This is a genomic window from Janthinobacterium sp. GW821-FHT03C08 (genome assembly GCF_059420905.1).
In genome coordinates this window covers 280965-302993 of the sequence record NZ_JBWKUP010000009.1, presented here as the reverse complement: position 1 = coordinate 302993, position 22029 = coordinate 280965, and the positions used below count along the sequence as shown (strand labels likewise).

At 63.6% G+C, this 22029-nt stretch carries 19 protein-coding genes and 1 tRNA gene; 15 read left to right on the top strand and 5 right to left on the bottom strand.

Annotation, left to right across the window (positions count from 1 at the left end):
* Nucleotides 1-20: 20 nt before the first annotated feature.
* Entirely contained in the window at nucleotides 21-1319 is a 1299-nt protein-coding gene (locus tag AC07VL_RS15410; protein WP_494806634.1) for an MFS transporter, read from the bottom strand.
* Between the two features lie 45 nt (nucleotides 1320-1364).
* Entirely contained in the window at nucleotides 1365-2246 is an 882-nt protein-coding gene (locus tag AC07VL_RS15405; RefSeq protein WP_494806633.1) for an N-acetylmuramic acid 6-phosphate etherase, read from the bottom strand.
* 10 nt (nucleotides 2247-2256) lie between these two features.
* Between AC07VL_RS15405 and AC07VL_RS15400 the strand changes: the two genes are divergently transcribed.
* Together AC07VL_RS15400 and AC07VL_RS15395 are read left to right on the top strand one after the other, a co-directional pair.
* A complete protein-coding gene (locus AC07VL_RS15400; RefSeq protein ID WP_494806632.1) occupies nucleotides 2257-3552 on the top strand; it encodes a helix-turn-helix transcriptional regulator in 1296 nt (431 codons plus the stop codon).
* 142 nt (nucleotides 3553-3694) lie between these two features.
* Nucleotides 3695-4822 carry a nuclear transport factor 2 family protein gene (locus AC07VL_RS15395; RefSeq protein WP_494806631.1) on the top strand — a complete coding sequence of 376 codons (1128 nt, stop codon included), beginning with the start codon at nucleotides 3695-3697 and terminating at the stop codon, nucleotides 4820-4822.
* Nucleotides 4823-4908: 86 nt separating this feature from the next.
* On the opposite strand, the gene AC07VL_RS15390 is transcribed toward AC07VL_RS15395, so the two are convergent.
* A complete protein-coding gene (locus AC07VL_RS15390) occupies nucleotides 4909-5658 on the bottom strand; it encodes a GntR family transcriptional regulator (protein WP_290607251.1) in 750 nt (249 codons plus the stop codon).
* A gap of 221 nt (nucleotides 5659-5879) precedes the next feature.
* Between AC07VL_RS15390 and AC07VL_RS15385 the strand changes: the two genes are divergently transcribed.
* The 12 genes from AC07VL_RS15385 (at nucleotide 5880) to AC07VL_RS15330 (ending at nucleotide 20004) form a co-directional block, all read left to right on the top strand.
* Nucleotides 5880-7214 (top strand): serine hydrolase domain-containing protein, encoded by a 1335-nt coding sequence (locus AC07VL_RS15385; protein ID WP_494806630.1) that lies wholly within the window; start codon nucleotides 5880-5882, stop codon nucleotides 7212-7214.
* Nucleotides 7215-7303: 89 nt separating this feature from the next.
* The gene (locus tag AC07VL_RS15380) at nucleotides 7304-8590 is read left to right on the top strand and encodes a D-amino acid dehydrogenase (protein WP_494806629.1); all 1287 of its coding nucleotides are present in this window, start codon (nucleotides 7304-7306) and stop codon (nucleotides 8588-8590) included.
* A 79-nt stretch (nucleotides 8591-8669) separates the two neighbouring features.
* Entirely contained in the window at nucleotides 8670-9119 is a 450-nt protein-coding gene (locus tag AC07VL_RS15375) for a YchJ family protein (protein ID WP_494806628.1), read from the top strand.
* A gap of 40 nt (nucleotides 9120-9159) precedes the next feature.
* Nucleotides 9160-10782, top strand: coding sequence for a carboxyl transferase domain-containing protein (locus AC07VL_RS15370; protein ID WP_494806627.1), 1623 nt, complete (start codon nucleotides 9160-9162; stop codon nucleotides 10780-10782).
* A 13-nt stretch (nucleotides 10783-10795) separates the two neighbouring features.
* The gene (locus tag AC07VL_RS15365) at nucleotides 10796-11584 is read left to right on the top strand and encodes an enoyl-CoA hydratase/isomerase family protein (RefSeq protein ID WP_076564571.1); all 789 of its coding nucleotides are present in this window, start codon (nucleotides 10796-10798) and stop codon (nucleotides 11582-11584) included.
* Nucleotides 11585-11629: 45 nt separating this feature from the next.
* Nucleotides 11630-12958, top strand: a complete 1329-nt coding sequence (bioA, locus tag AC07VL_RS15360) for an adenosylmethionine--8-amino-7-oxononanoate transaminase (protein WP_494806626.1) — start codon at nucleotides 11630-11632, stop codon at nucleotides 12956-12958.
* Nucleotide 12959: 1 nt separating this feature from the next.
* Nucleotides 12960-14156: an 8-amino-7-oxononanoate synthase gene (gene bioF, locus AC07VL_RS15355; RefSeq protein ID WP_494806625.1), complete on the top strand. Its 1197-nt coding sequence runs from the start codon at nucleotides 12960-12962 to the stop codon at nucleotides 14154-14156.
* Nucleotides 14146-14937: a dethiobiotin synthase gene (gene bioD, locus AC07VL_RS15350; RefSeq protein ID WP_494806624.1), complete on the top strand. Its 792-nt coding sequence runs from the start codon at nucleotides 14146-14148 to the stop codon at nucleotides 14935-14937. Before bioF ends, bioD begins: the two co-directional genes overlap by 11 nt.
* 32 nt (nucleotides 14938-14969) lie before the next feature.
* Entirely contained in the window at nucleotides 14970-16016 is a 1047-nt protein-coding gene (gene bioB, locus AC07VL_RS15345) for a biotin synthase BioB (protein WP_076564578.1), read from the top strand.
* Nucleotides 16017-16110: 94 nt separating this feature from the next.
* Nucleotides 16111-18138 carry an acetyl/propionyl/methylcrotonyl-CoA carboxylase subunit alpha gene (locus AC07VL_RS15340; RefSeq protein ID WP_494806623.1) on the top strand — a complete coding sequence of 676 codons (2028 nt, stop codon included), beginning with the start codon at nucleotides 16111-16113 and terminating at the stop codon, nucleotides 18136-18138.
* An 11-nt stretch (nucleotides 18139-18149) separates the two neighbouring features.
* Nucleotides 18150-19082, top strand: coding sequence for a 2-hydroxyacid dehydrogenase (locus AC07VL_RS15335; RefSeq protein ID WP_494806622.1), 933 nt, complete (start codon nucleotides 18150-18152; stop codon nucleotides 19080-19082).
* A 1-nt stretch (nucleotide 19083) separates the two neighbouring features.
* Nucleotides 19084-20004: a hydroxymethylglutaryl-CoA lyase gene (locus AC07VL_RS15330; protein ID WP_494806621.1), complete on the top strand. Its 921-nt coding sequence runs from the start codon at nucleotides 19084-19086 to the stop codon at nucleotides 20002-20004.
* A 115-nt stretch (nucleotides 20005-20119) separates the two neighbouring features.
* Here AC07VL_RS15330 and AC07VL_RS15325 read toward each other — a convergent pair.
* Nucleotides 20120-20196, bottom strand: a tRNA-Pro gene (locus AC07VL_RS15325).
* 213 nt (nucleotides 20197-20409) lie between these two features.
* On the opposite strand from AC07VL_RS15325, the gene AC07VL_RS15320 reads away from it, so the two are divergent.
* Nucleotides 20410-21000 (top strand): hypothetical protein, encoded by a 591-nt coding sequence (locus AC07VL_RS15320; RefSeq protein WP_494806620.1) that lies wholly within the window; start codon nucleotides 20410-20412, stop codon nucleotides 20998-21000.
* 58 nt (nucleotides 21001-21058) lie between these two features.
* Here the strand turns inward: AC07VL_RS15320 and rsmI are convergent, their stop codons facing one another.
* Nucleotides 21059-21967 (bottom strand): 16S rRNA (cytidine(1402)-2'-O)-methyltransferase, encoded by a 909-nt coding sequence (gene rsmI, locus AC07VL_RS15315; RefSeq protein WP_494806619.1) that lies wholly within the window; start codon nucleotides 21965-21967, stop codon nucleotides 21059-21061.
* Nucleotides 21968-22029: the final 62 nt, after the last annotated feature.

The window sequence follows — 22029 nt, the reverse complement described above, 5'->3', positions numbered from 1 at the left end:
GGGCGCACCGTTCAAAAGAATCAGGCCGCGGCCTTCTTGCCGAATTCCGGGTCGATCTTGACCAGCGCGGCCATGATGAAAGCGGGAATCGTGGCGATGCAGACCCAGATGAAGAAGTGCTGGTAGCCCAGCATTTGCTGTATCCAGCCGCTGGCCATGCCCGGCAACATCATGCCCAGGGCCATGAAACCCGTGCAAATGGCGTAATGGGCCGTTTTATGCGCACCGTCGGACACCATGATCATGTACAACATATACGAGGCGAAACCGAAGCCATAGCCGAATTGCTCCAGCGCAATGCCTCCCGCGATCACATAGATATTGCTGGGCAAGGCCGTGGCCAGATACACGAACACCAGGTCGGGCAGATGCACGGACAGCACCATGATCCACAGGCAGCGTTTCAAGCCGAAGCGGGAAATGATGAATCCGCCCAGCAAACCGCCCAGGGTCAGGGCGATGACGCCGATGGTGCCGTAGACGAGTCCCACCTGTTCCGTGCTCAGGCCCAGGCCGCCCTTGGCGACGGGGTCGAGCAGGAAGGGCGCCGCCAGCTTCAACAGTTGCGCTTCGCCCAGGCGGAACAGCAGCAAAAAGCCGAGGATGACGAGAATATCCTTCTTCCTGAAAAACGCGGCAAAGGTGGCGACGAATTCTTGCAACGGAGAAACACCTGCTTCCTGGATGCTGGGGCGGTCATCCTGCGGTTTCGGCAGAATAAAATAGTGGTACAGGAAGAGGGCGATGAACAGGCCAGACAAAATGGCAAACACGACGGACCAGGCCAGCTGCACATGACCCGTCGCATGCGTCAGATAGCCGGCCAGATACACGAGACCGCCCTGGCCGGCGATCATGGCCAGGCGATAAAACGTGCTGCGCACGCCGACGAAGGCCGCCTGCTGGTGCTGTTCCAGGCCCAGCATGTAAAAGCCGTCGGCGGCGATGTCATGCGTGGCGGAACTGAAGGCCATGAGCCAGAAGATGGCCAGGCTGATCTGGAAAAAGTGCGGCAGGGAGGTCGTCAAGGCTACCAGCGCCAGCGCGGCGCCGATCACCAGCTGCAAGCCGACGATCCAGAAGCGCTTGGTGCGGTACATATCGATGAAGGGCGACCACAGGGGTTTGATGACCCAGGGCAAGTACAGCCAGCTGGTATACAGCGCGATATCCGTATTGGAAAAGCCGTAATTCTTGTACATGATCACGGATAGTGTCATGACGACAACATAGGGGATGCCCTGGCCGAAATACAGGGAAGGGATCCACAGCCACGGGTTTTTCGCGCGCACCGGGGCGGTTTGTTTCACAAGCTCCATACATCCTTCGTTGTTGCCCAGACAGAAGAATGCCGCGCCATCGGATCAGAGGGCCAGTGCTGCCCGCACACTGCCGTCCGCTCGGGCCAACAATGCCTGTGCCTGGTTTGTGTTGATTTTTTTGATCAAGGCAACAATCGCCACCTTGACGTGGTAGTGGCATTGCTCCAGCACGGTCCTGGCCTGCGCCTCGCTGGCGCCGGTGGCATGCATGGTCAGACGCACGGCCCGCCAGATCAGCTTGGCGTTGGTCGGCTTCAAGTCTACCATCAAGTTTCCATACGTTTTATGCAAACCCACCATCAGGGCGCTGGAAATCGTGTTCAGGGTGATTTTTTGCGCCGTGCCCGCCTTCAGGCGCGTGCTGCCGGAAATGACTTCCGTGCCCGTGTCGAGCACGATGCCGCATTGCGCCTCGTGCGCCACGGGCGCATCGACGTTGTTGGCGATGCCGATGGTCAAGGCGCCGGCCCTGCGCGCGGCCAGCAGGGCGCCCAGCACATACGGCGTGGCGCCGGACGCGGCCAGCAGGATCACGACGTCATTTGCTTGCGGCGACAAGGCCAGCACATCCCGCTCGCCTTGCGGCAGATCATCTTCCGCCCCTTCGACGGCCGTAAACATGGCGCCCGCGCCGCCGGCGAGGATGGCGACGGCCCGCTCGGGCGGCCAGGAAAACGTGGGATTCAATTCAACGCTGTCGAGCACGCCCAGGCGGCCCGACGTGCCCGCACCCACGTACAGCAGGCGTCCGCCGGCGGCGATACGGGGCAGGGCGGCCGTGATGGCGGCCGCGATCTGCGTCGACGCCAGGCGCACGGCTTCGACGGCCCAGAACTGGTCATCGACCAGCGCCGCCACCAGTTGCTCCACCGGATACAGGTCCAGATCCGGATGCCGCCGGCTCGGGGTTTCAGTTTTCAACATGATCTCGAACATGGTTGAAGATGAAACCAGTTTAATACCGATATGCAAGATCAACCATGAAAGGATGGCGGGCGGGCATAACGGGAGTTTATGGCTGGTGCAGGAACGTCGTGGCACTACGCGCCATTGCTGGCGACCCGCAGCGCAAGTTCTTGCCCATGCAATTGTTAATTCAGTGGCCCAGAGGCAAGTTTCAGCCCCGTTTGTGTCTATACTGCGCTTCGACGCCATACTCAATGACAAGCCCATGATTGCTCGCCAATTGCTGTTCCTGTTTAGCGCCCTGGGCGCCATCAACGGTATTTTCCTGGCCGTCTATTTTTTCAGCCGTCGGCCTCGTTGCCTCGCCGACTGCATGCTGGGCGCCTTGCTGCTTGCCGTCGGCGTGCGCACCGCCAAATCCGCCTTCCTCTACTTCAACCCGGCGATCGCCATCGAATTTCGCCAGCTGGGCCTGTCGGCCTGCCTGCTGATCGGTCCCTTGACCTATCTGTATGTGCGCGCTTTCATCGCCGGCCTCACGCAACAGCCTGCCGGGCAACAATGGCGCTGGCATCTCGGCCTGTCCTTCCTGCTGATCGGCATAGGCATTGCCTTTCCATATGCCGCGTATCGTCCTGTGTGGGACCGTTCGAGTCATGCGATTCATCTGTTCTGGCTATGCTACCTGCTGGCAACTGCCAAGTTGCTCTGGCAAAGCCGCCATGTATGGCTGAACGAGGGACAGCGGATGGCCACCAGCAGCATGCTGATGCTGAGCGTCTTTGCCGGCAGCTGCGTCATGCTGACGGCGTACGCGAGCACGCCGTTCACGTCGTACATCATCGGCGCCTTGTCGTTCACCTTCTCGCTGCATGTCGCCGTCACGGTCTTTCTGCTGAGAAAGGAAATCCTGACGCCGGCCGACCCGCAGCAAAAATACCGGCATACCCGCCTGGCGCACGAGGATGGACTTGCCGTGCTCGCTGCACTGGAACAACTGATGAGCGGGCAGAAATCCTATCTGAATCCGAACCTGACCCTGGCCCAACTGGCCAAGCGGGCGGGATGCACGCAGGCGCAGGTGTCGCAGGTGCTGAATGACAAGCTGGGCAAGAGCTTCACTACCTACGTCAACGAATACCGTATCGCCGAGGCGAAACAGGTCTTGGCCGACGAGCCGCAACTGAACATGGATACCGTTGCCGAGCGCTGCGGGTTCAATTCCAGCTCCACCTTCTACTCGGCCTTCAAGAAAGTGGCCGGGCAGACACCCGCCAGCTTCCGCGCCCAATCCAGCCCGGCGGCCAGGGCCATTTCCCCCTAAAACCACTCCGGAATCGCCATTCCGGAGTCTGAAATCACGTTTGGCGACATCAATTCCCCTGCATGTCGATAAATTATCGAGCACCAGCGATCTGCATCGATCGTTGCTCCGATAAACGTCATTCTTCATTCAGGGTAAAGCCATGATTCAGATTTTATTGCGAACGGTACTCGCCTGTTGCTTGTTAAGCATCACCGCCGCCGGCACCGCCGCCGACCAGGACGAAAAGGCCATCCGGGAGACCGTGCGTCTGTATATGCATGGCACCAGCTTCAACGTACAGGATGAGATCAACCAGGCCTTCCATGCAAGCTCACGCCTTTACCTGGACGGTAAAAACGATGCGGAATGGGACTTGAGCGGTCCGGAATACGCCAAACTCTTTTCCCAAGAGAAAATAGGGCAATTCAATGGGCGCCACGGGCGGCTGATCAAGGTTGACGTGAGCGGCAAGGTGGCCACCGCCAAGGCCGAGATCCACATTCCCCAGCAAGGGGTGCGCTATATGGATGTCTTTCTTTTGAAAAAGATCGCCGGCAACTGGAAGATCGTCAGCAAGTCGGCCGATCGCGAACCGGCCGCCCCGCGCCAGGCACGCAAGGTGCTGCTGGTCGTATCAAATGTGCATCAGTATCCCGGCACGAAAGTTAACGCAGGCAATAATTTCCCCGAACTGGCTTATACCTATGATGCCTTTCGCAAGGCAGGGTATGCGGTCGACTTCGTCAGTCCCGAGGGGGGCGCCATTCCCCTGGAAATGATCGTCACGTCGGACGAGCTGCTCAAGAAGCACCTGTACGACAGTGATTTCATGTGGGCACTGGCCCATACCAGGCCCGTCGCCGAGGTCAGGGCAGACGAATATGCAGGCATGGCTTTCGTCGGCGGCGGCGCGGCCATCGTCGGCATCCCGGAAAACAAGGCGCTGCAAGACATCGCCTTGCGTATCTACGAACAACAGGGCGGCGTGATCGCAGCCATCTGCCATGGCACCGAGGGCATCAAGAACCTGAAGCTGCGTGACGGTACTTTCCTGATCCAGGGCAAGGTGCTCACCTCGTTCCCCGATGCGTACCTCAACAAGGAATCGCCGGTCTACAAGGCCTATCCCTTTTCAGCAGAAGCCAGCATCACGCGCCATGGCGGCATATTCCGGCACGGCGCCAACGGCAAGAGTCACGTCGAGGTCGATGGCCGGCTGGTGACGGGCATGAGCTGGGAATCGTCCGTTGGCGTGGCCGAATCCATGATCCGCCTGATCGAACAGTAGCGGGCGGTTTCCTGGCGGGTCGGGGCGCGGCGCCGCACTGGCGTGCGCAGAGCAATGCCGACTCGTCAGGGAGGCACGCGCGGTGTTTACAGCTGACTGGGTGAGCGGCGCATTTCCGCCACGAAGTCGTAATGATCGCTGCGGCAATACGAATGTGTCAGTTCCACCGCTTCGCCCGAGTCCAGGTAGGCGATGCGCGTAATGAACAGCACGGCCTGGCCATCGGGAATGCCCAGCTGCTTGGCCAGCTCGGCCGTCGCATTCATGGCGCGGATGTGCTGCAAGGCGCGCACGGGGGCCTTCTTGATGCTGCTCAGGTATTCATACAGGGAATCGCCCACGGCGCCGGGGTCCGACACCACGCTGAAGGGCAGCACGCTCACTTCGTACGCCATCACCACGTCGTCGGCCAGGCGCAAGCGCTCCAGGCGCGCCACTTTCGTATTCTGCGCCAGGCCCAGGCTCAGCTGTTCATCGCTGCTGGCGATGACGACGTCGCGCTTGAGCCAGCGCGAGCCGGGACGGTAGCCGCGCTGCTGCAATTGCTCGGAAAAGCTCGACAGGTTCGACAGCGGCTGCTCGATGCGCGGGGCAATATAGTTGCCCGAACCACGGCGGCGCACGACGAGGCCTTGCTCGACCAGCTGGTCGATGGCCTTGCGGGCAGTCACGCGCGACACGTCGAGCAGTTCGGACAGGGTACGTTCAGATGGCAGGGCCTGGTCTACCTGGTAGCGGCCGTTGCGTACGTCATCGCTCAGCTTGCGGGCGATCTGCATATATAAAGGCGAATTGTCATTTAAATCGACCTTGAGTTCTACGCTGGTCTGGCTCATACAGTTCTCCTTGTCCTCCTAGTGTAATAGCGATGGCGCTTGTGCGTATCCCGTCCACCCATGAATAAATGGAAAATAGGCATAAATAACGGTTATACATTTAAAAAAACAATGTTTTACCGAAGGTATAGCTTTGCATTATAGATAAATAAGCAATTTTCATTAGCGCGGGAAACTTTCCCGCCCTATGCTGACGGCGCATCCACACAGGGCGTCAGAATATGAAAAAGAGAATCACGGGGCTGCTCGGCCTGCTGCTGCTGGGCGGCATCTGGCCCGCCATGGCCACGCCGCCCAGCAGCGCCAGTACGCCCGCGGCCGGCCCGCAGCAGCGCGCCCTCGATGCGGCCCTGTCCGCCATCGTCGGCGACGCGGCGCATCCACTGGCCAGCCTGTCCGTGCTGGCCATCCGCCATGGCAAGGTGTCGTACCAGCAGCAGTTCGGTTACCGCCACCTGGGCGCCACGCCGGCGGACAATCTGCCCGTCACGCCGGCCACCCTGTTCCGCATCGCTTCGGTGTCCAAGATGATGACCACCCTGGGCCTGATGCGGCTGGTGGAGCAAGGCAAGCTGAGCCTGGACCAGGATGTCAGTATTTACCTGGGCTTTTCCCTGCGCAACCCGCACTTTCCCCAGCAGCCCCTGACCTTGCGCAGCCTGCTCAGCCATACCTCCTCGCTGCGCGACGCGGGCGGCTATGCCTGGGGCCCCGAACGCCGCCTGCGCGACGTGTTTACGGCCGGCGGCGACCTCATGTGGGATGCGGCGGCACCGCCGGGCCGCTATTTCACATATGCCAACCTGAACTGGGGCGTGATCGGCACGGTGATGGAGCAAGTCACGGGCGAACGCTTCGACTTGCTGATGCGGCGCCTGCTGCTCGACCCCATGAACTTGCGCGGCGGCTACAACCCGGCGGCCTTCCCGGCAGACGACGTGGAAAACACGGCCACCCTGTACCGCAAGCGCCCGCCCGAGACGGAAACGTGGCAGCCGCAAGGGCCATGGATCGCCCAGGCCGACGATTTTTACGCGCATCCACCTGCCGGCATCGCGCATTATGTGATCGGCAGCAACGCCACCGTCTTCAGTCCCACGGGCGGCCTGCGCATTTCCGCCGCCGGGCTGGGCACGGTCATGCAGATGCTGCTCGACGGCGGACGCCATCAGGGCAGGCAGCTGTTGCAGCCGGCCAGCATCGCGCTGATGTTTGGCCGGCAATGGCAGCTGGCGCCCGACGCCAGCAACGGCAACAGCGAGCGGGGCCTGTACCGCGCCTGGGGCCTGGGCAACCAGCAGTTCGATGCGGTGGCGGGGCAGGGCAATGGCCTGGTCGATGGCGCCAGCTTCACGGCCGTGGGCCACCTGGGCGACGCGTATGGCCTCGTCTCCGCCTTCGTGCTCGATTTCAGGAACAAAAACGGCATGGTGATGCTGGTGGGCGGCACGGGCAGCGATCCGGAAGGCTATCCTGGCCAATATTCCGCCATGGGACGCAGCGAGGAATTGATCCTCACCGCCCTGTACCATGGTGCGATTGCCAACAATCAATAGCGCGCCAAGATAGTGCATTCCTGAAAGTTATGGCTGCACCATGATGTTTCATTGGCTGCCTTGATGGCCAGCCTCTAAGCTCTTCCCGAATGCTCCCGCACCATGGGAGCGCAACGCAGCGAGGCAACATGCAGCAACAAGTCATCATCATCGGCGGCGGCATCGTCGGTCTGACATCGGCCTGGTGGCTGGCCGAGGCCGGCTACAAGGTCACCTTACTGGAGCGTAACGAACAAGTGGCCATTGCCGCCAGCTACCGCAATGGCGGCCAGCTCAGCTATCGCTATGTGGCGCCGCTGGCGGACGCGGGCGTGCCCTTCAAAGCCCTGCAATGGCTGCTGCAGAAAGACGGTCCCCTGCGCTTTCGTCCCGAAGCGGACTGGCGCCAATGGCGCTGGCTGGCCAGTTTCCTGCGCAATTGCAATGCTGCCAGCAATGCCCGCACGACGGCCAAGTTGCTGGAACTGGGCGAACTGAGCCGCGCCGGCATGGCCCGGCTGGAATTGACGGTGGCGCCGGAAGCGTACGCGCGGCGCGACGCGGGCAAGCTCATCGTCTACCGCTCGCCCGCCATCTTCCAGCGTGCCGTGGCGCGGCCGGAATCGGAAGAGGCGCGCATCGTCCTGTCTCCGTCTGAAGCGGTGCAGCGCGAACCGGCGCTGGCCGCCTTGCAGGGTGCCCTGGCGGGCGGCATTTTTACCGAGGGCGAGGCGGTGGCCGATTGCCACGCCTTTTGCCTGGCGCTGGAAGCGCGGCTGCTACAGCACCCGAATTTTTCCCTGTTACTCAAAGGCGAGGCGCGCCGCCTCGTCACGCGCAATGGCAAGGTCGCGGGCGTCGACACCAGCCTGGGCCTGTTGGAAGCGGACCATTACGTGCTGGCGGCCGGCATCCAGAGCCGCGACCTGGCCGCCACGGCCGGCGTCTACCTGCCCCTGTATCCGCTGAAAGGCTACAGCCTGACGGCGCCCATCCGCGCGCAGGACAAGGCGCCCGAGATCAGCATCACGGATTTCGAGCGCAAGGTGCTGTATGCGCGCATCAAAGGCGACCTGCGCGTGGCCGCCATGGTCGACATGGTGGGCGCCGACAACCGCATCGACTGGAAGCGCATCGCCGGCCTGACGCGGCTGGCGCGCGAAGCCATGCCGCATGGCGCCGATTACGACCAGGCCACGGCCTGGGCCGGCCTGCGCCCCGCCACGCCGAACAGCGCGCCGCTGGTGGGCGCCAGCAAAGTTGCGAACCTGTGGCTCAACGTGGGCCATGGCCCGCTGGGCTTTACCTTTGCCGCCGGCACGGCGCGCATCCTGGCCGACTTGATGCAGAACAAGGCGCCGCCGTTCGCGCTGGACTTCCTCAGTCCGAAAAAATAGCCGGCCAAGGCGGCGCGCACGCGCCGCTGCCTTTATGGCGGATAATTGCGGAACTTTCCAGTTCCCTGTCTGCCAGCGCATGTCCACACCCTCGAAATCCACCGCCTGCCCCTGCGGCGGCGCCTCCTACGCCAGCTGCTGCGGCCCGTATATTGCGGGCGACGCCCTGCCGCCCACGGCCGAGACCCTGATGCGCTCGCGCTACACGGCGTTTACCTTGCGCGACGAGCCCTACCTGCGCGCCACCTGGCATGCCAGCACGCGTCCCGCCGACGCCTTGTTTGCCGACGAAGAAAAAGTCCACTGGCTGGGACTTGAGGTAAAATCTGCTTTACGTTTACGTCAACGTAAAGCAGAATCAGCAGATCAAGCCGAAGAGACAAACCGCGACAGCGTGGAATTCGTGGCCCGCTACAAGGTCAACGGCCGCGCGCACCGCCTGCATGAGGTGAGCCGCTTCGTGCGCGAGGCGGGCGACGGCGGTGGCGCCCTGCGCTGGTTTTATCTCGACGGCAGTTTTCCCGAATAGCGCGACCCGAGAGACCGGGCGATAATAAAAAGGAACCGCAATGCCGCACATCGAAAGCAAACTCAATCCGCGCAGTGAAGATTTCAAGGCCAATGCTGCGGCCATGCAAGCCATCGTCGACGACCTGCGCGACAAGGTGGAAAAGATCGCGGCCGGCGGCGGTGACGCTGCCTGCGCCAAGCATGTCGCGCGCGGAAAACTGCTGCCGCGCGACCGCGTGCAGATGCTGCTCGATCCCGGCACGCCCTTCCTCGAGTTTTCCCAGATGGCGGCCTACGCCATGTACCAGGACGCCAAGGGCGTCGATGCGGCGCCCGCCGCCGGCATCATCACCGGCATCGGCCGCGTCTCGGGCCAGGAATGCGTCATCGTGTGTAACGACGCCACCGTCAAGGGCGGCACCTACTACCCGATGACGGTCAAAAAGCATTTGCGCGCCCAGGAAATCGCCGACCAGAACAACCTGCCCTGCATTTACCTGGTCGACTCGGGCGGCGCCAACCTGCCGAACCAGGATGACGTCTTCCCCGACCGCGACCATTTCGGCCGCATCTTCTACAACCAGGCGAATCTGTCGGCCAAGGGCATCCCGCAAATCGCCGTCGTGATGGGCTCTTGCACGGCAGGTGGCGCCTACGTGCCGGCCATGAGCGACGAGTCGATCATCGTCAAGGAGCAGGGCACGATTTTCCTCGGCGGCCCGCCGCTGGTGAAAGCGGCGACGGGCGAAGTGGTGACGGCCGAAGACCTGGGCGGCGGCGACGTGCATACGCGTTTGTCCGGCGTGGTCGACCACCTGGCGCAGAACGACCTGCACGCGCTGTCGCTGGCGCGCACCATCGTCTCTAACCTGAACCGTAAGAAACCGCAGCAGATGGCCCTGCGCGAGTCGGTCGAGCCGAAATACCCGACGCAGGAACTGTATGGCGTGATCCCCGTCGATACGCGCAAGCCCTTCGACGTACGCGAGGTGATCGCGCGCATCGTCGATGGCAGCGATTTCGACGAATTCAAGGCGCGCTATGGCACCACCCTGATCTGCGGCTTCGCCCACATCTATGGCGTCAAGGTCGGCATCATCGCCAATAACGGCATCCTGTTCTCCGAATCGGCACTGAAAGGCACGCATTTCATCGAATTGTGCTGCCAGCGCAAGATCCCCCTGGTGTTTTTGCAAAATATCACGGGCTTCATGGTGGGCCGCAAGTACGAAAACGAAGGCATCGCCCGCAATGGCGCCAAGATGGTGACGGCGGTTGCCACGGCCGCCGTGCCGAAATTCACCGTCATCATCGGCGGCAGCTTCGGCGCCGGCAATTACGGCATGTGCGGCCGCGCGTTCTCTCCCCGCTTCATGTGGATGTGGCCCAATGCGCGCATTTCCGTGATGGGCGGCGACCAGGCTGCTTCCGTGCTGGCCACCGTCAAGCGCGACGGCATCGAGGGCAAGGGCGGGCAGTGGAGCGCGGACGAGGAAGCGGCCTTCAAGCAGCCGATCAAGGAGCAATACGAGCACCAGGGCCACCCGTACTACGCCACCGCGCGCCTGTGGGACGATGGCGTGATCGACCCGGCAGATACCCGCATGGTGCTGGGCCTGGGCCTGTCGGCCGCGCTCAACGCGGAAATCCCGGACACGAAGTTCGGCGTATTCCGCATGTAAGGGAGAGAAAAGCATGGAATTTGAAACCCTGAAGCTGGTCATCGAGGGCAATGTCGCCACCGTGACCCTGAACCGCCCCGACGTGCGCAACGCCTTCAACGAGACGACGATCGCCGAACTGGCGCGCGCCTTCGAGGGCCTGGGACGCAGCGACATGGTGCGCGCCATCGTGCTGGCCGCGAACGGCGCGGCCTTTTGCGCCGGCGCGGACCTGAACTGGATGAAGAAGATGGCCGGCTACACGCATGCCGAAAACCAGGCCGACGCGCTGCAACTGGCGCAGATGCTGCGCACGATTTATCTGTGCCCGAAACCCGTCGTGGCGAAGATCCAGGGCGACTGCTATGCGGGCGGCATGGGCCTTGTCGCCGCATGCGATATCATTCTGGTTGCGGAAGATGTGCATTTCTGCCTGAGCGAAGTGCGGCTGGGACTGATCCCGGCCACTATTTCACCGTATGTCATCAAGGCCATGGGCGAAAACGCGGCACGCCGCTATTTCCTGACGGCGGAGCGATTCTCCGCCCAGGAAGCGCTGCGCATCGGCTTTGCCCACGAGGTAGTCGAGGCGAGCGCGCTGGACGCGAAAACCGCCGAAGTGCTCAAGGCGCTGACGGGCAACAGCCCGCACGCCGTGGCGCAAGCGAAAACGCTGGTGCGCGAGATCGCCGGCCAACCCGTCGACGATGCGCTGCTGGCAGACACCGCCGAGCGCATCGCGCAGATCCGCGCCTCGGAGCAGGGGCGCGAAGGCGTGCAATCCTTCCTCGACAAGCGCAAGCCGGGTTGGCTCATGGGCTAGTTAATAGTCCAAAGCTCATGGATTAAGAAAATCATTGGAGCAGTTTTGAAAGCAGAAAAACAATCGGGCTGGGTCGAACGCAGTCTGCGCAGCGTGTGGCACCCTTGCACGCAAATGCAGCACCACGAGACGGTTCCCTTGATCCCCGTCAGCCACGGCCGCGGCGCCTGGCTGTATGATCATGAAGGACGACGCTACCTGGACGCCATCAGTTCCTGGTGGGTGAACCTGTTCGGCCATGCCAATCCGCGCATCAATGCGGAATTGAAGGACCAATTGGACCGGCTGGAACACGCGATGCTGGCCGGTTTCACGCATGAACCCGTGATCGAACTGTCGGAAAAGCTCTCCGCCTTGACCGGCGGCGTGCTCGGTCACAGTTTTTATGCGTCCGACGGGGCCTCGGCCGTGGAAATCGCCCTGAAAATGAGTTTTCATGCCTGGCGCAACAGCGGCAAGGGTGAAAAACAGGAATTCGTCTGCCTGAAAGGCAGCTACCACGGCGAAACCATCGGCGCGCTGGCCGTCACCGATGTCGCCCTGTTCAAGGATGCCTACGGCCCCCTGCTGCGTGCCTCGCAAACGGTGATGTCGCCCGACTTCCGGCAGGCGTTTGAGGGCGAAACGGCGCAGGACGTGGCGCGCCGCGCCGCCTTTGAAGTGGAACAGCTGTTCCAGCAGAAGGCCGACAAGATCGCCGCCATCATCATCGAACCGCTGGTGCAATGCGCCACCGGCATGGCCATGCACGACCCGCTGTACCTGTCGCTGGTGCGCGCCCTGTGCGACCGTTATCAAGTCCATTTGATCCTCGACGAGATCGCCGTCGGCTGCGGCCGCACGGGCACCTTCTTCGCGTGCGAGCAGGCGGGCATCTGGCCCGACTTCGTCTGCCTGTCGAAAGGCATCAGCGGCGGCTACCTGCCCTTGTCCCTCGTGATGACGCGCGAAGACATTTATCAAGCCTTCTACAGCAGCGACGTGCGCCGCGGCTTCCTGCATTCGCACTCATACACGGGCAACCCGCTGGCCTGCCGCGCGGCGCTGGCGACCTTGGCCATCTTCGAGGAAGACGATGTGCTGGCGGCCAACCGCAAGCGCGCCGCCAAGATCACGCAGGCGCTGGCGCCGCTGGCGCAGCATGAAAAAGTCAAGCATTTCCGCCAGCAGGGCATGATCTGGGCCTTCGATGCGGTGGACGCGGCGCCCGACTTTTCGCGCCGCTTCTTCGGCACGGCCCTGGAGCACGAACTGCTGATGCGCCCCATCGGCGCCACCGTCTACCTGATGCCGCCCTACATCCTCGACGACGCGGAGATCGCGGGGCTGGGCCAGCAGACCCTGGCCGTCTTCAATCATGTGATCGGGGCCTGAGATGGAACTGCTCACCCGCTTGAAACAGCAGCTGCAGGGGCTGGAAGAGCGCAGCCTGGTGCGCCGCCGCCGCACCGTCGACACGCCGTGCGCGCCGCGCCTGACGGTGGACGGCCGCGCCATGCTGGCCTTTTGCAGCAATGACTACCTGGGCCTGGCGTCGCATCCGCGCATCGTCGATGCCCTGAAAGAGGGCGCCGACCTGTATGGCGCCGGCAGCGGCGCGTCGCACCTGATCAGCGGCCATAGCCGTGCCCACGCGCAGCTGGAAGAACGCCTGGCCGCTTTCGTGGGCGCCAACCTGGAAGAGGCGCGCGCGCTGTACTTCTGCACGGGCTACATGGCCAACCTGGCCGTGTTGACGGCCCTGTCGGCGGGCGACCCGGACGCGGAGATCTTCTCGGAAGCGCTGAACCACGCTTCGCTGATCGACGGCACGCGCCTGGCGCGCGTAAAAACCCGCGTGTATCCGCATGCGGACCTCGATGCCCTGGCGGGCCTGCTGGCGGCCAGCACGGCGCAAACGAAAATCGTCGTCACCGACAGCGTCTTCAGCATGGATGGCGACCTGGCGCCGCTGCCCGCGCTGCTGGCCCTGTGCGAACAATATGGCGCCTGGCTGGTGGTCGACGACGCGCACGGCTTCGGCGCGCTGGGCGCCAATGGCCGCGGCGCGCTCGAGCACTTCGGCCTGCATTCGCCCTACCTCGTGTACGTGGGGACGCTGGGCAAGTCGGCCGGCGTGGGCGGCGCCTTTGTGTGCGCCCACGAGGCCGTGATCGAAACGCTGATCCAGAAGGCGCGCCCCTACATCTTCACGACGGCGGCCGCGCCCGCGCTTGCGCATGCGCTGCTGGCCAGCCTGGACATCATCGCCGGCGAAGAAGGCCGGCAGCGCCGCGCCCACCTGGCGGCGCTGGTGGCGCAGTGGAACGAGGGCTTGCAGCTGCAGCGCTGGCAAGCCTTGCCCTCGCTCTCCGCCATCCAGCCCGTCATCATCGGCGAGAACGCGGAGATGATGGCCATCGCCGCCACCCTGTACGAACAGGGCCTGTGGGTCGGCGCCATCCGCCCGCCCACCGTGCCTGCCGGCACGGCGCGCCTGCGCGTAACCCTGTCGGCCGGCCATACGGCGCAGGAAGTGGCGCAATTGATCAACGCAGTCAACACCCTGGAAAGGACTCGCCATGAGCCTTGATGATCCTATCGTGGCGGAAGTGCTGGCGGACCTGGCGCCGGCCGTGCAGCCGGCACCGGCAGCCATCGGCCTGCCCTCCCGCTTTGCCTGTTTCGTCACCGGCACCGACACGGAAATCGGCAAGACCCTGACCTCGTCGGCCCTGCTGCACGCGCTGGTGGCGCGCGGCGTGCGCGCCTGCGGCATGAAGCCCGTGGCCGCCGGCGCCGAGATGCGCGACGGCGAATTGCATAATGAAGACGCGGACAGCCTGATCGCCGCCGGCAACGTCAGCATGCTGCCCAGCCTGACGACACCCTACATGCTGAAGGAACCGGCCGCGCCGCACATCGCCGCCGCGCTCGAAGGCGTGAGTATCGAATCCGTACCGATCCTGGCCGCCTACCTGGAAATCGCCGCCGCCTCGGACGCCGTCGTGGTCGAAGGCGTGGGCGGTTTCCGCGTACCCCTGTCGCCCGGTTTCGATTCGGCCGACCTGGCGCAGCAGCTCGATCTGCCCGTGATCCTCGTGGTCGGCATGCGTTTGGGCTGCATCAGCCAGGCCTTGCTGACGGTGGAAGCCATCGAGGCGCGCGGCCTGACGGTGATCGGCTGGGTCGCCAACACCCTGGAAGTGGAAATGCGCTTCCTCGACGAAAATATCGATGCGCTGATCGAGCGCATTCCGGCGCCGCTGCTGGGCAGGGTGCCGCGCCTGGCGCAGCCCAGCGCGGAAGCGGCGGCGGCCTATCTCGATTTCACCGGCTTGCCCAACTGGCCGGCGCAGCATCCAAACAACTGAACGTATCCAAAAATAGAAACGAAGGAATCACCATGTCTCACGTCCAAGAAGCAGCAAAAACCGTCGAACTGCACCGCCCTGCGGCGCGCATCACCGTGCCGGAAGCGGCCACCTGGCCCGTCGCCGACGTGCTGGCCCTGTTCGACCTGCCATTCAATGAGCTGATGTTCCAGGCCCAGCAGACCCACCGCGCCAATTTCCCCGACGGCGACGTGGAACTGGCGACCCTGCTGTCGATCAAGACTGGCGGCTGCGAGGAAGACTGCGGCTACTGCCCGCAGGCGGCCCGCTACGACACGGGCGTGGAAGCGAAGAAAATCCTCGACATCGACACCGTGCTCGACGCGGCCCGCCAGGCGAAAGCCAACGGCGCCACGCGCTTCTGCATGGGCGCCGCCTGGCGCAGCCCGAAAGAGCGCGACATGGAAAAAGTCGAAGAGATGGTGAGCAAGGTCAAGGCGCTGGGCCTGGAAACATGCGCTACTCTGGGCATGCTGGAAGAAGGCCAGGCCGACCGCCTGAAAAACGCGGGCCTGGACTTCTACAACCATAACCTGGACACGGCGCCCGAGTTCTACGACAACGTCATCTCCACGCGCGAATACCAGGACCGCCTCGACACCCTGGGCCGCGTGCGCGAAGCGGGCCTGAAAGTGTGCTGCGGCGGCATCGTCGGCATGGGCGAAACGCGCTTGCAGCGCGCGGGCCTGATCGCCCAGCTGGCGAACCTGAATCCGTATCCTGAATCGGTGCCCGTCAACCACCTGGTGCAGGTGGAAGGCACGCCTTTGTACGGCCTGGAAGCGCTGGACCCGTTCGAATTCGTGCGCACGATCGCCGTGGCCCGCATCACCATGCCGAAGGCGCGCGTGCGCCTGTCGGCCGGCCGCCGCCAGATGGGCGAAGCCGTGCAAGCCATGTGCTTCCTGGCCGGCGCCAATTCCATCTTCTACGGCGACAAGCTGCTCACCACCGACAACCCGGAAGCGGAAGACGACCGCACCTTGCTGAACAAACTGGGCCTGCAGACGCGCGGCGCCATGCTGGACTCGGTACAGAAAGAGAAGTGCGGCTGCTGATCCAGCCCATGGGATGCGCCCCGCCCGGGCGCATCCCCTCCCGGCGACACCTCAGATAAAAAACTTCCAGCCACGAGCTGCAAAGAGAGAGACCATGTTCACTAAAATCCTGATCGCCAACCGCGGCGAAATCGCTTGCCGTGTCGCCGCTACCGCGCGCCGCATGGGCATCCAGACCGTCGCCGTGTATTCGGAAGCGGACGCCAACGCCAAGCACGTCGCCGTCTGCGACGAAGCCGTGCTGATCGGCCCCGCGCCGGCCAAGGAAAGCTATCTGTGCGGCGACAAGATCATCGCCGTGGCGCTGGCCACTGGCGCCCAGGCGATCCACCCCGGCTACGGCTTTTTGTCCGAGAACGCCGACTTCGCCGACGCCTGCCATGCGGCGGGCCTCGTCTTCATCGGCCCGCCGGCTTCCGCCATGCGCGCCATGGGCTCGAAATCGGCGGCCAAGTCGCTGATGGAGAAAGCCAACGTGCCGCTGGTGCCCGGCTACCACGGCGAGAATCAGGATGCGGACTTTTTGCACACGCAAGCCGACAAGATCGGCTACCCCGTGCTGCTGAAGGCGTCCGCCGGCGGCGGCGGCAAGGGCATGCGCGTCATCGAGAACAGCGCCGACTTCAAGGCGGCGCTGGCCTCGTGCAAGCGCGAGGCGATCAGCTCTTTCGGCGACGACAAGGTGCTGGCCGAAAAATACCTGTCGCGTCCGCGCCATATCGAAATCCAGGTGTTCGCCGACACGCTGGGCAACTGCATCTACCTGTTCGAGCGCGATTGCTCGGTGCAGCGACGCCACCAGAAGGTGCTGGAAGAGGCGCCGGCGCCGGGCATGCCGGCTGACCGCCGCGCGGCCATGGGCGAGGCGGCCGTCGCCGCCGCCAAGGCCGTCGGCTACGTCGGTGCGGGCACGGTGGAATTCATCGCCAACCAGGACGGCTCGTTCTACTTCATGGAGATGAACACGCGCCTGCAGGTGGAACACCCGGTGACGGAAATGATCACCGGCACCGACCTGGTGGAATGGCAGCTGCGCGTCGCCTTTGGCGAGCCGCTGCCGAAGAAACAGCATGAACTGGCCATCCACGGCCACGCCATCGAAGCGCGCATCTACGCGGAAAATCCGGAAAAGGGCTTTTTGCCGTCGATCGGCACCCTGCGCCACATGCAGTCGCCACCGGCCGTGACGTTCGAGCTGGGCGGCACCGTGGTGCCGGCCGCCGTGCGCATCGATTCGGGCGTGCGCGAAGGCGATGCCATTTCGCCGTTCTACGACCCGATGATCGCCAAGCTGATCGTCTGGGGCGCGGACCGCCGCGTAGCGCTGGCGCGCATGGCGCAGGCGCTGGCGGACTACCAGATCGTGGGCCTGGCCAGCAATATCGCCTTTTTGAAGCGCCTGGTCGAAGGCCAGGCGTTTGCCAGCGCGGACCTCGACACGGGTTTGATCGAGCGCAATCAAGCATCGCTGTTCCCCGCCCTGCAGGCGGCGCCCGACACGGCCCTGGCGCTGGCGGCAGTCAGCCTGCTGACGCAAGAAAAGGCGGCGTCCGAAGCGCAGTCGGGCAACCCCGCCGACCCGTGGGGCAATGCCCTGGGCTGGCGCCTGAACAGCACCCTGGGCCGCAGCCTGGCGTTTGCCGACGAATTCGCGCTGGCCGGCGACAGCAAGGCCTATGCCGCGCGCATCGCCTACAAGACCGATGGCTGGCTGTTCAACGGCCAGCCCCTCACCCTGACGGCGCGCACAGGCAACGAGCTGCACATCAAGCTCGGCGAGCATGCCGTGCACGGCACGGTGCTGCGCGACGGCGAACAGTTCCACGTATTCAGCAAGGGCTTGCACCACACGCTGCACTACAGCGACCCGATGGCCCATGCGGGCGAAGTGGAAGCGGAAGGCGGCCGCCTGACGGCGCCCATGCCGGGCAAGGTCGTCGCCGTGCTGGTCAACAAAGGGCAGGACGTCAAGAAGGGCGAAGCGCTGGTCATCATGGAAGCGATGAAGATGGAGCACACGATCGCCGCGCCGCATGACGGCCTGGTGGAAGACGTGCTGTATGCGGTCGGCGACCAGGTGGCCGATGGCGCGCCGCTGCTGGCCTTCAAGGCCGCCGCATAGAGGCTGCCACGATGCGCATCCTTTTACAACGTTCGGACGGCAAGGAAGCGGCGTGGATCGCCGATTTTAAAGACTTGCTGCCCGAAGCCGAGATTGTCTTCTGGCGCGAAGGCGAGACGTTCGCGCCATGCGACTATGCCGTCGTGTGGCAGCCGCCCGCCGCCATGCTGCCCGCATTGAGCGAAGTCAAAGCCATCTTCAACACGGGCGCCGGCGTCGACGCGCTCCTGAAATTCGACGACGCGCTGCCGGCCCGCGTGCCGCTGGTGCGCCTCGACGACGCGGGCATGGGCGTGCAGATGGCCGAGTATGTGAGCCACGCCGTGCTGCGCCACTTCCGCCGCTTTGACGACTACGAGGCGCAGGGCCGCGCCGGCATCTGGCAGCCGCTGCCCGCCTTCGACAAGATGGATTTCCCCGTCGGCGTGCTGGGCATGGGCGTGCTGGGCACGCGCGTGCTGCAGGCGCTGGCGCAGTTCGAGTTCCCGCTGCGGGGCTGGAGCCGCAGCCGGAAGGACATCGATGGCGTGCAGTGTTTTGCGGGCGAGGAGGGGCTCGAAGCCTTCTTGCGCGGCACGCGCGTGCTGGTGTGCATGCTGCCGCTCACGCCGGACACGCACAACCTGCTCGACCGCGCGCGCCTGTCCATGCTGCTGCCGGGTGCCTACATCATTAACGTGGCGCGCGGCGCGCATCTGGCCGAACCGGACTTGCTGACCCTGATCCGCTCCGGGCATATCGCCGGGGCGACCCTGGACGTGTTCCGCAACGAACCGCTGCCGCAGCAGCACCCGTTCTGGCAGGAACCCCGCATCACCATCACGCCGCATATTTCGGCCGCTACCCTGCGCCGCGAAAGCGTGGCGCAGATCGCCGCCAAGATGCGCCGCCTGCACGCCGGAGAGCTTGTGGCCGGCATCGTCAACCGTTTGCAAGGATATTGAGATGAGCAATCAACCGCATTTGCCGAAACAGGTCAAGATCGTCGAAGTGGGCCCGCGCGACGGCCTGCAAAACGAGAAGGACACCATCAGCGCCGCCGTCAAGATCGAGCTGGTCGACCGCCTGACCCTGGCCGGCTTCGCCAATATCGAGGCGGCGTCCTTCGTCTCGCCGAAATGGGTGCCGCAGATGGCCACCAGCGCGGAAGTGATGGAAAAGATCGCGCGCCGCCCGGGCACCATTTATTCGACGCTGACGCCGAACATGCAGGGCTTTGACGCCGCGCTGGCGGCAAAAGCCGATGAAGTGGTGATCTTCGGCTCGGCGTCCGAGGCCTTCTCGCAAAAGAACATCAATTGCTCGATCGCCGAATCGATCGCCCGCTTCGAAGGCGTGGCGAAGGCGGCCAAGGAGCACGGCCTGCGCCTGCGCGGCAGCATCAGCTGCGCCTTCGGCTGCCCCTACCAGGGCGACGTGCCGCTCGACGCCGTGGCCGACGTGGTGGGCCGCATGCGCGACCTCGGTTGCGACGAGATCGACATCGCCGACACCATCGGCGTAGCCACGCCAAGAAAGACGCAGGCGGTGATGGAGCGCGCGATTGCCGCTTTCCACGTGGGCGGCCTGTCCGGCCACTTCCACGACACCTACGGCCAGGCGCTGGCGAACATCTACGCCAGCCTGGAAACGGGCATTGCGATTTATCATTCGTCCGTGTCGGGCCTGGGCGGCTGCCCGTACGCCAAGGGCGCCACAGGCAACGTGGCCACCGAGGACGTGCTGTACATGATGCAAGGGCTGGGCATTGCCACCGGCATCGACCTGGACCTGGTAGTCGACGCGGGCCAGTTCATCTCGCAGCAGCTGGGGCGCAAGGGGTCCAGCCGCGCCGGCAATGCCATCGCGGCGAAACGCGCAGCTTAAACGAAAGGGGCCGACGGCCCCTTTTTACTGCCTGCCTTTGCTGCATGCAGCATGTACGAAAGACAGACGAAAAAAAACCCAAGAGTCGAAACTCTTGGGTTTTTTTCTACAAATTTGGTCGGAGTACAAGGATTCGAACCTTGGACCCCCTGGTCCCAAACCAGGTGCGCTACCGGGCTGCGCCACACTCCGAAGACCAAGATAATACAGGCCGTATTCACTTCGGTCAAGGGTCAGGTGAAACTCTGTGTAAATTATTTACGCGCGGCACAGAGACCCATGTATTTTTCAAAACGATTGAAGTATGCGACACTGAGTTTGCAAGTTTTCCCGACACACATGAAGGCGACGACGGCAATGGATTTCAGTATCGAAAGAAACGGCGGAAGCGGCGGCGGCCAGCCCATGCCGAATCGCCGCGGCATCGCGCTGGGCATCGCCGTGTCCTTGCTGCTGCATGGCGCCTTGATCTATCTGTGGCGTCATGTACAGCCGCCTGCGCCGCCGGACATGGCCCCGCGCGTGGAATCGATTGCCGTATGGATACGCCCGCTGGCCGCCAAGCCTCCGCCGCCGCCCGTCGAGGTGGTCAAGCCGAAGCGGGAAGCCAAGCCCGTCAGCAAGCCGAAGCTGGCCACGGTCCGCGAAGCGCCAGCGCCAGCGTCCAGCCCGCAAGCCATCACGGTCGCCCCGGCATCACCGGCCACGCCGGCGGCCAGTCCCGATACCTTCAGGCAAGAAAGCCCGGAAACGCCGAAATTCGACATGGAAGCGGCCAAACGCACGGCGCGCAAGATGGCGGGCGAGCGCGACCCGTCCAAGGTGGGCACGGCCGTGGGACAAATCCCCGACAAGCCCCTGCAAACGGAAACCCAGCTGGCGCGCAACATCGCGCAGGGCAAGCGCGGCGATTGTCGCACCGCCTATGCAGGGGCGGGCTTGCTGGCGCCCGTGCTGATGTTGCTCGACAAGAAGGATAGCGGTTGCAAGTGGTGAAAATTTAACAACACACCCACTTGGGCATGATCCCCAAAAAATGGGTATATAGGAAAAATTATTCCTGCCCCTTCAACTGCAGCGCCCGCTCATACAGGGCGTTTTTCTTGCGCCCCGTGATCTGCGCCGTCAGGTTCGCCGCCTGCTTGACGCTGCATTCGGCCAGCAGGATGTTCAGGATGCGTTCCGCTTCCACGTCTTCCGCGTCCTGCGCTTCGGTCGCGCCTTCGAGCAGGACGACGAATTCGCCCTTTTCGCGGTGCGTGTCGGCGCGGATCCAGCTTTCCGCCTCGGACAGGGGGCAGCGGTGGATTTCCTCGAACAGTTTCGTCAGTTCACGCGCGAACACCACCTGGCGCGTCGGCTCGAACGCTGCCGCCAGGGCCGTGGCGCAATCGAGGATGCGGTGCGGCGCTTCATACAACACCATCGTCGCCGTCACGCCGCGCAGGCTGTGCAGCATGTTTTCGCGCTGCTTGGCCTTGGCCGGCAGGAAACCGACAAAGTAGAACTGGTCATTGAGCAAGCCGCTGGCGGAAATGGCGGTAATCGCCGCCGACGGGCCGGGCAGGGGCAGCACGCGCAGGCCGGCCGCGCGCACGGCGTCGACGATGCGCGCGCCCGGATCGGACACGGCTGGCGTGCCCGCGTCGGACACGAGGGCGATGCGCTCGCCGGCGTGCAGGCGGGCGATCAGGGTTTCCGCCACTTCCCGCTCATTATGTTGATGCGCCGCAATCAATGGCTTGTTCAGGCCAAAACGCGTCAGCAGGTGCGCCGTGTTGCGCGTATCTTCACAGGCGACGGCGTCGGCAAGGCTCAGCAAATGCAGCGCGCGCAGGCTGATATCGGTCACATTCCCGATCGGCGTGGCCACTATATACAATGTTGCGATAGGATAGACCTGGTGCGCCGCCTCTGTCATGATGGGCAGGCTGGCGATGGAACGGATTTCTTGTACGGTCATTTTGGAGGTTAAATGCTTGCTAATAGTGTGAAGTTACTGCTTGTTTGTGCCGCGACCGGCAT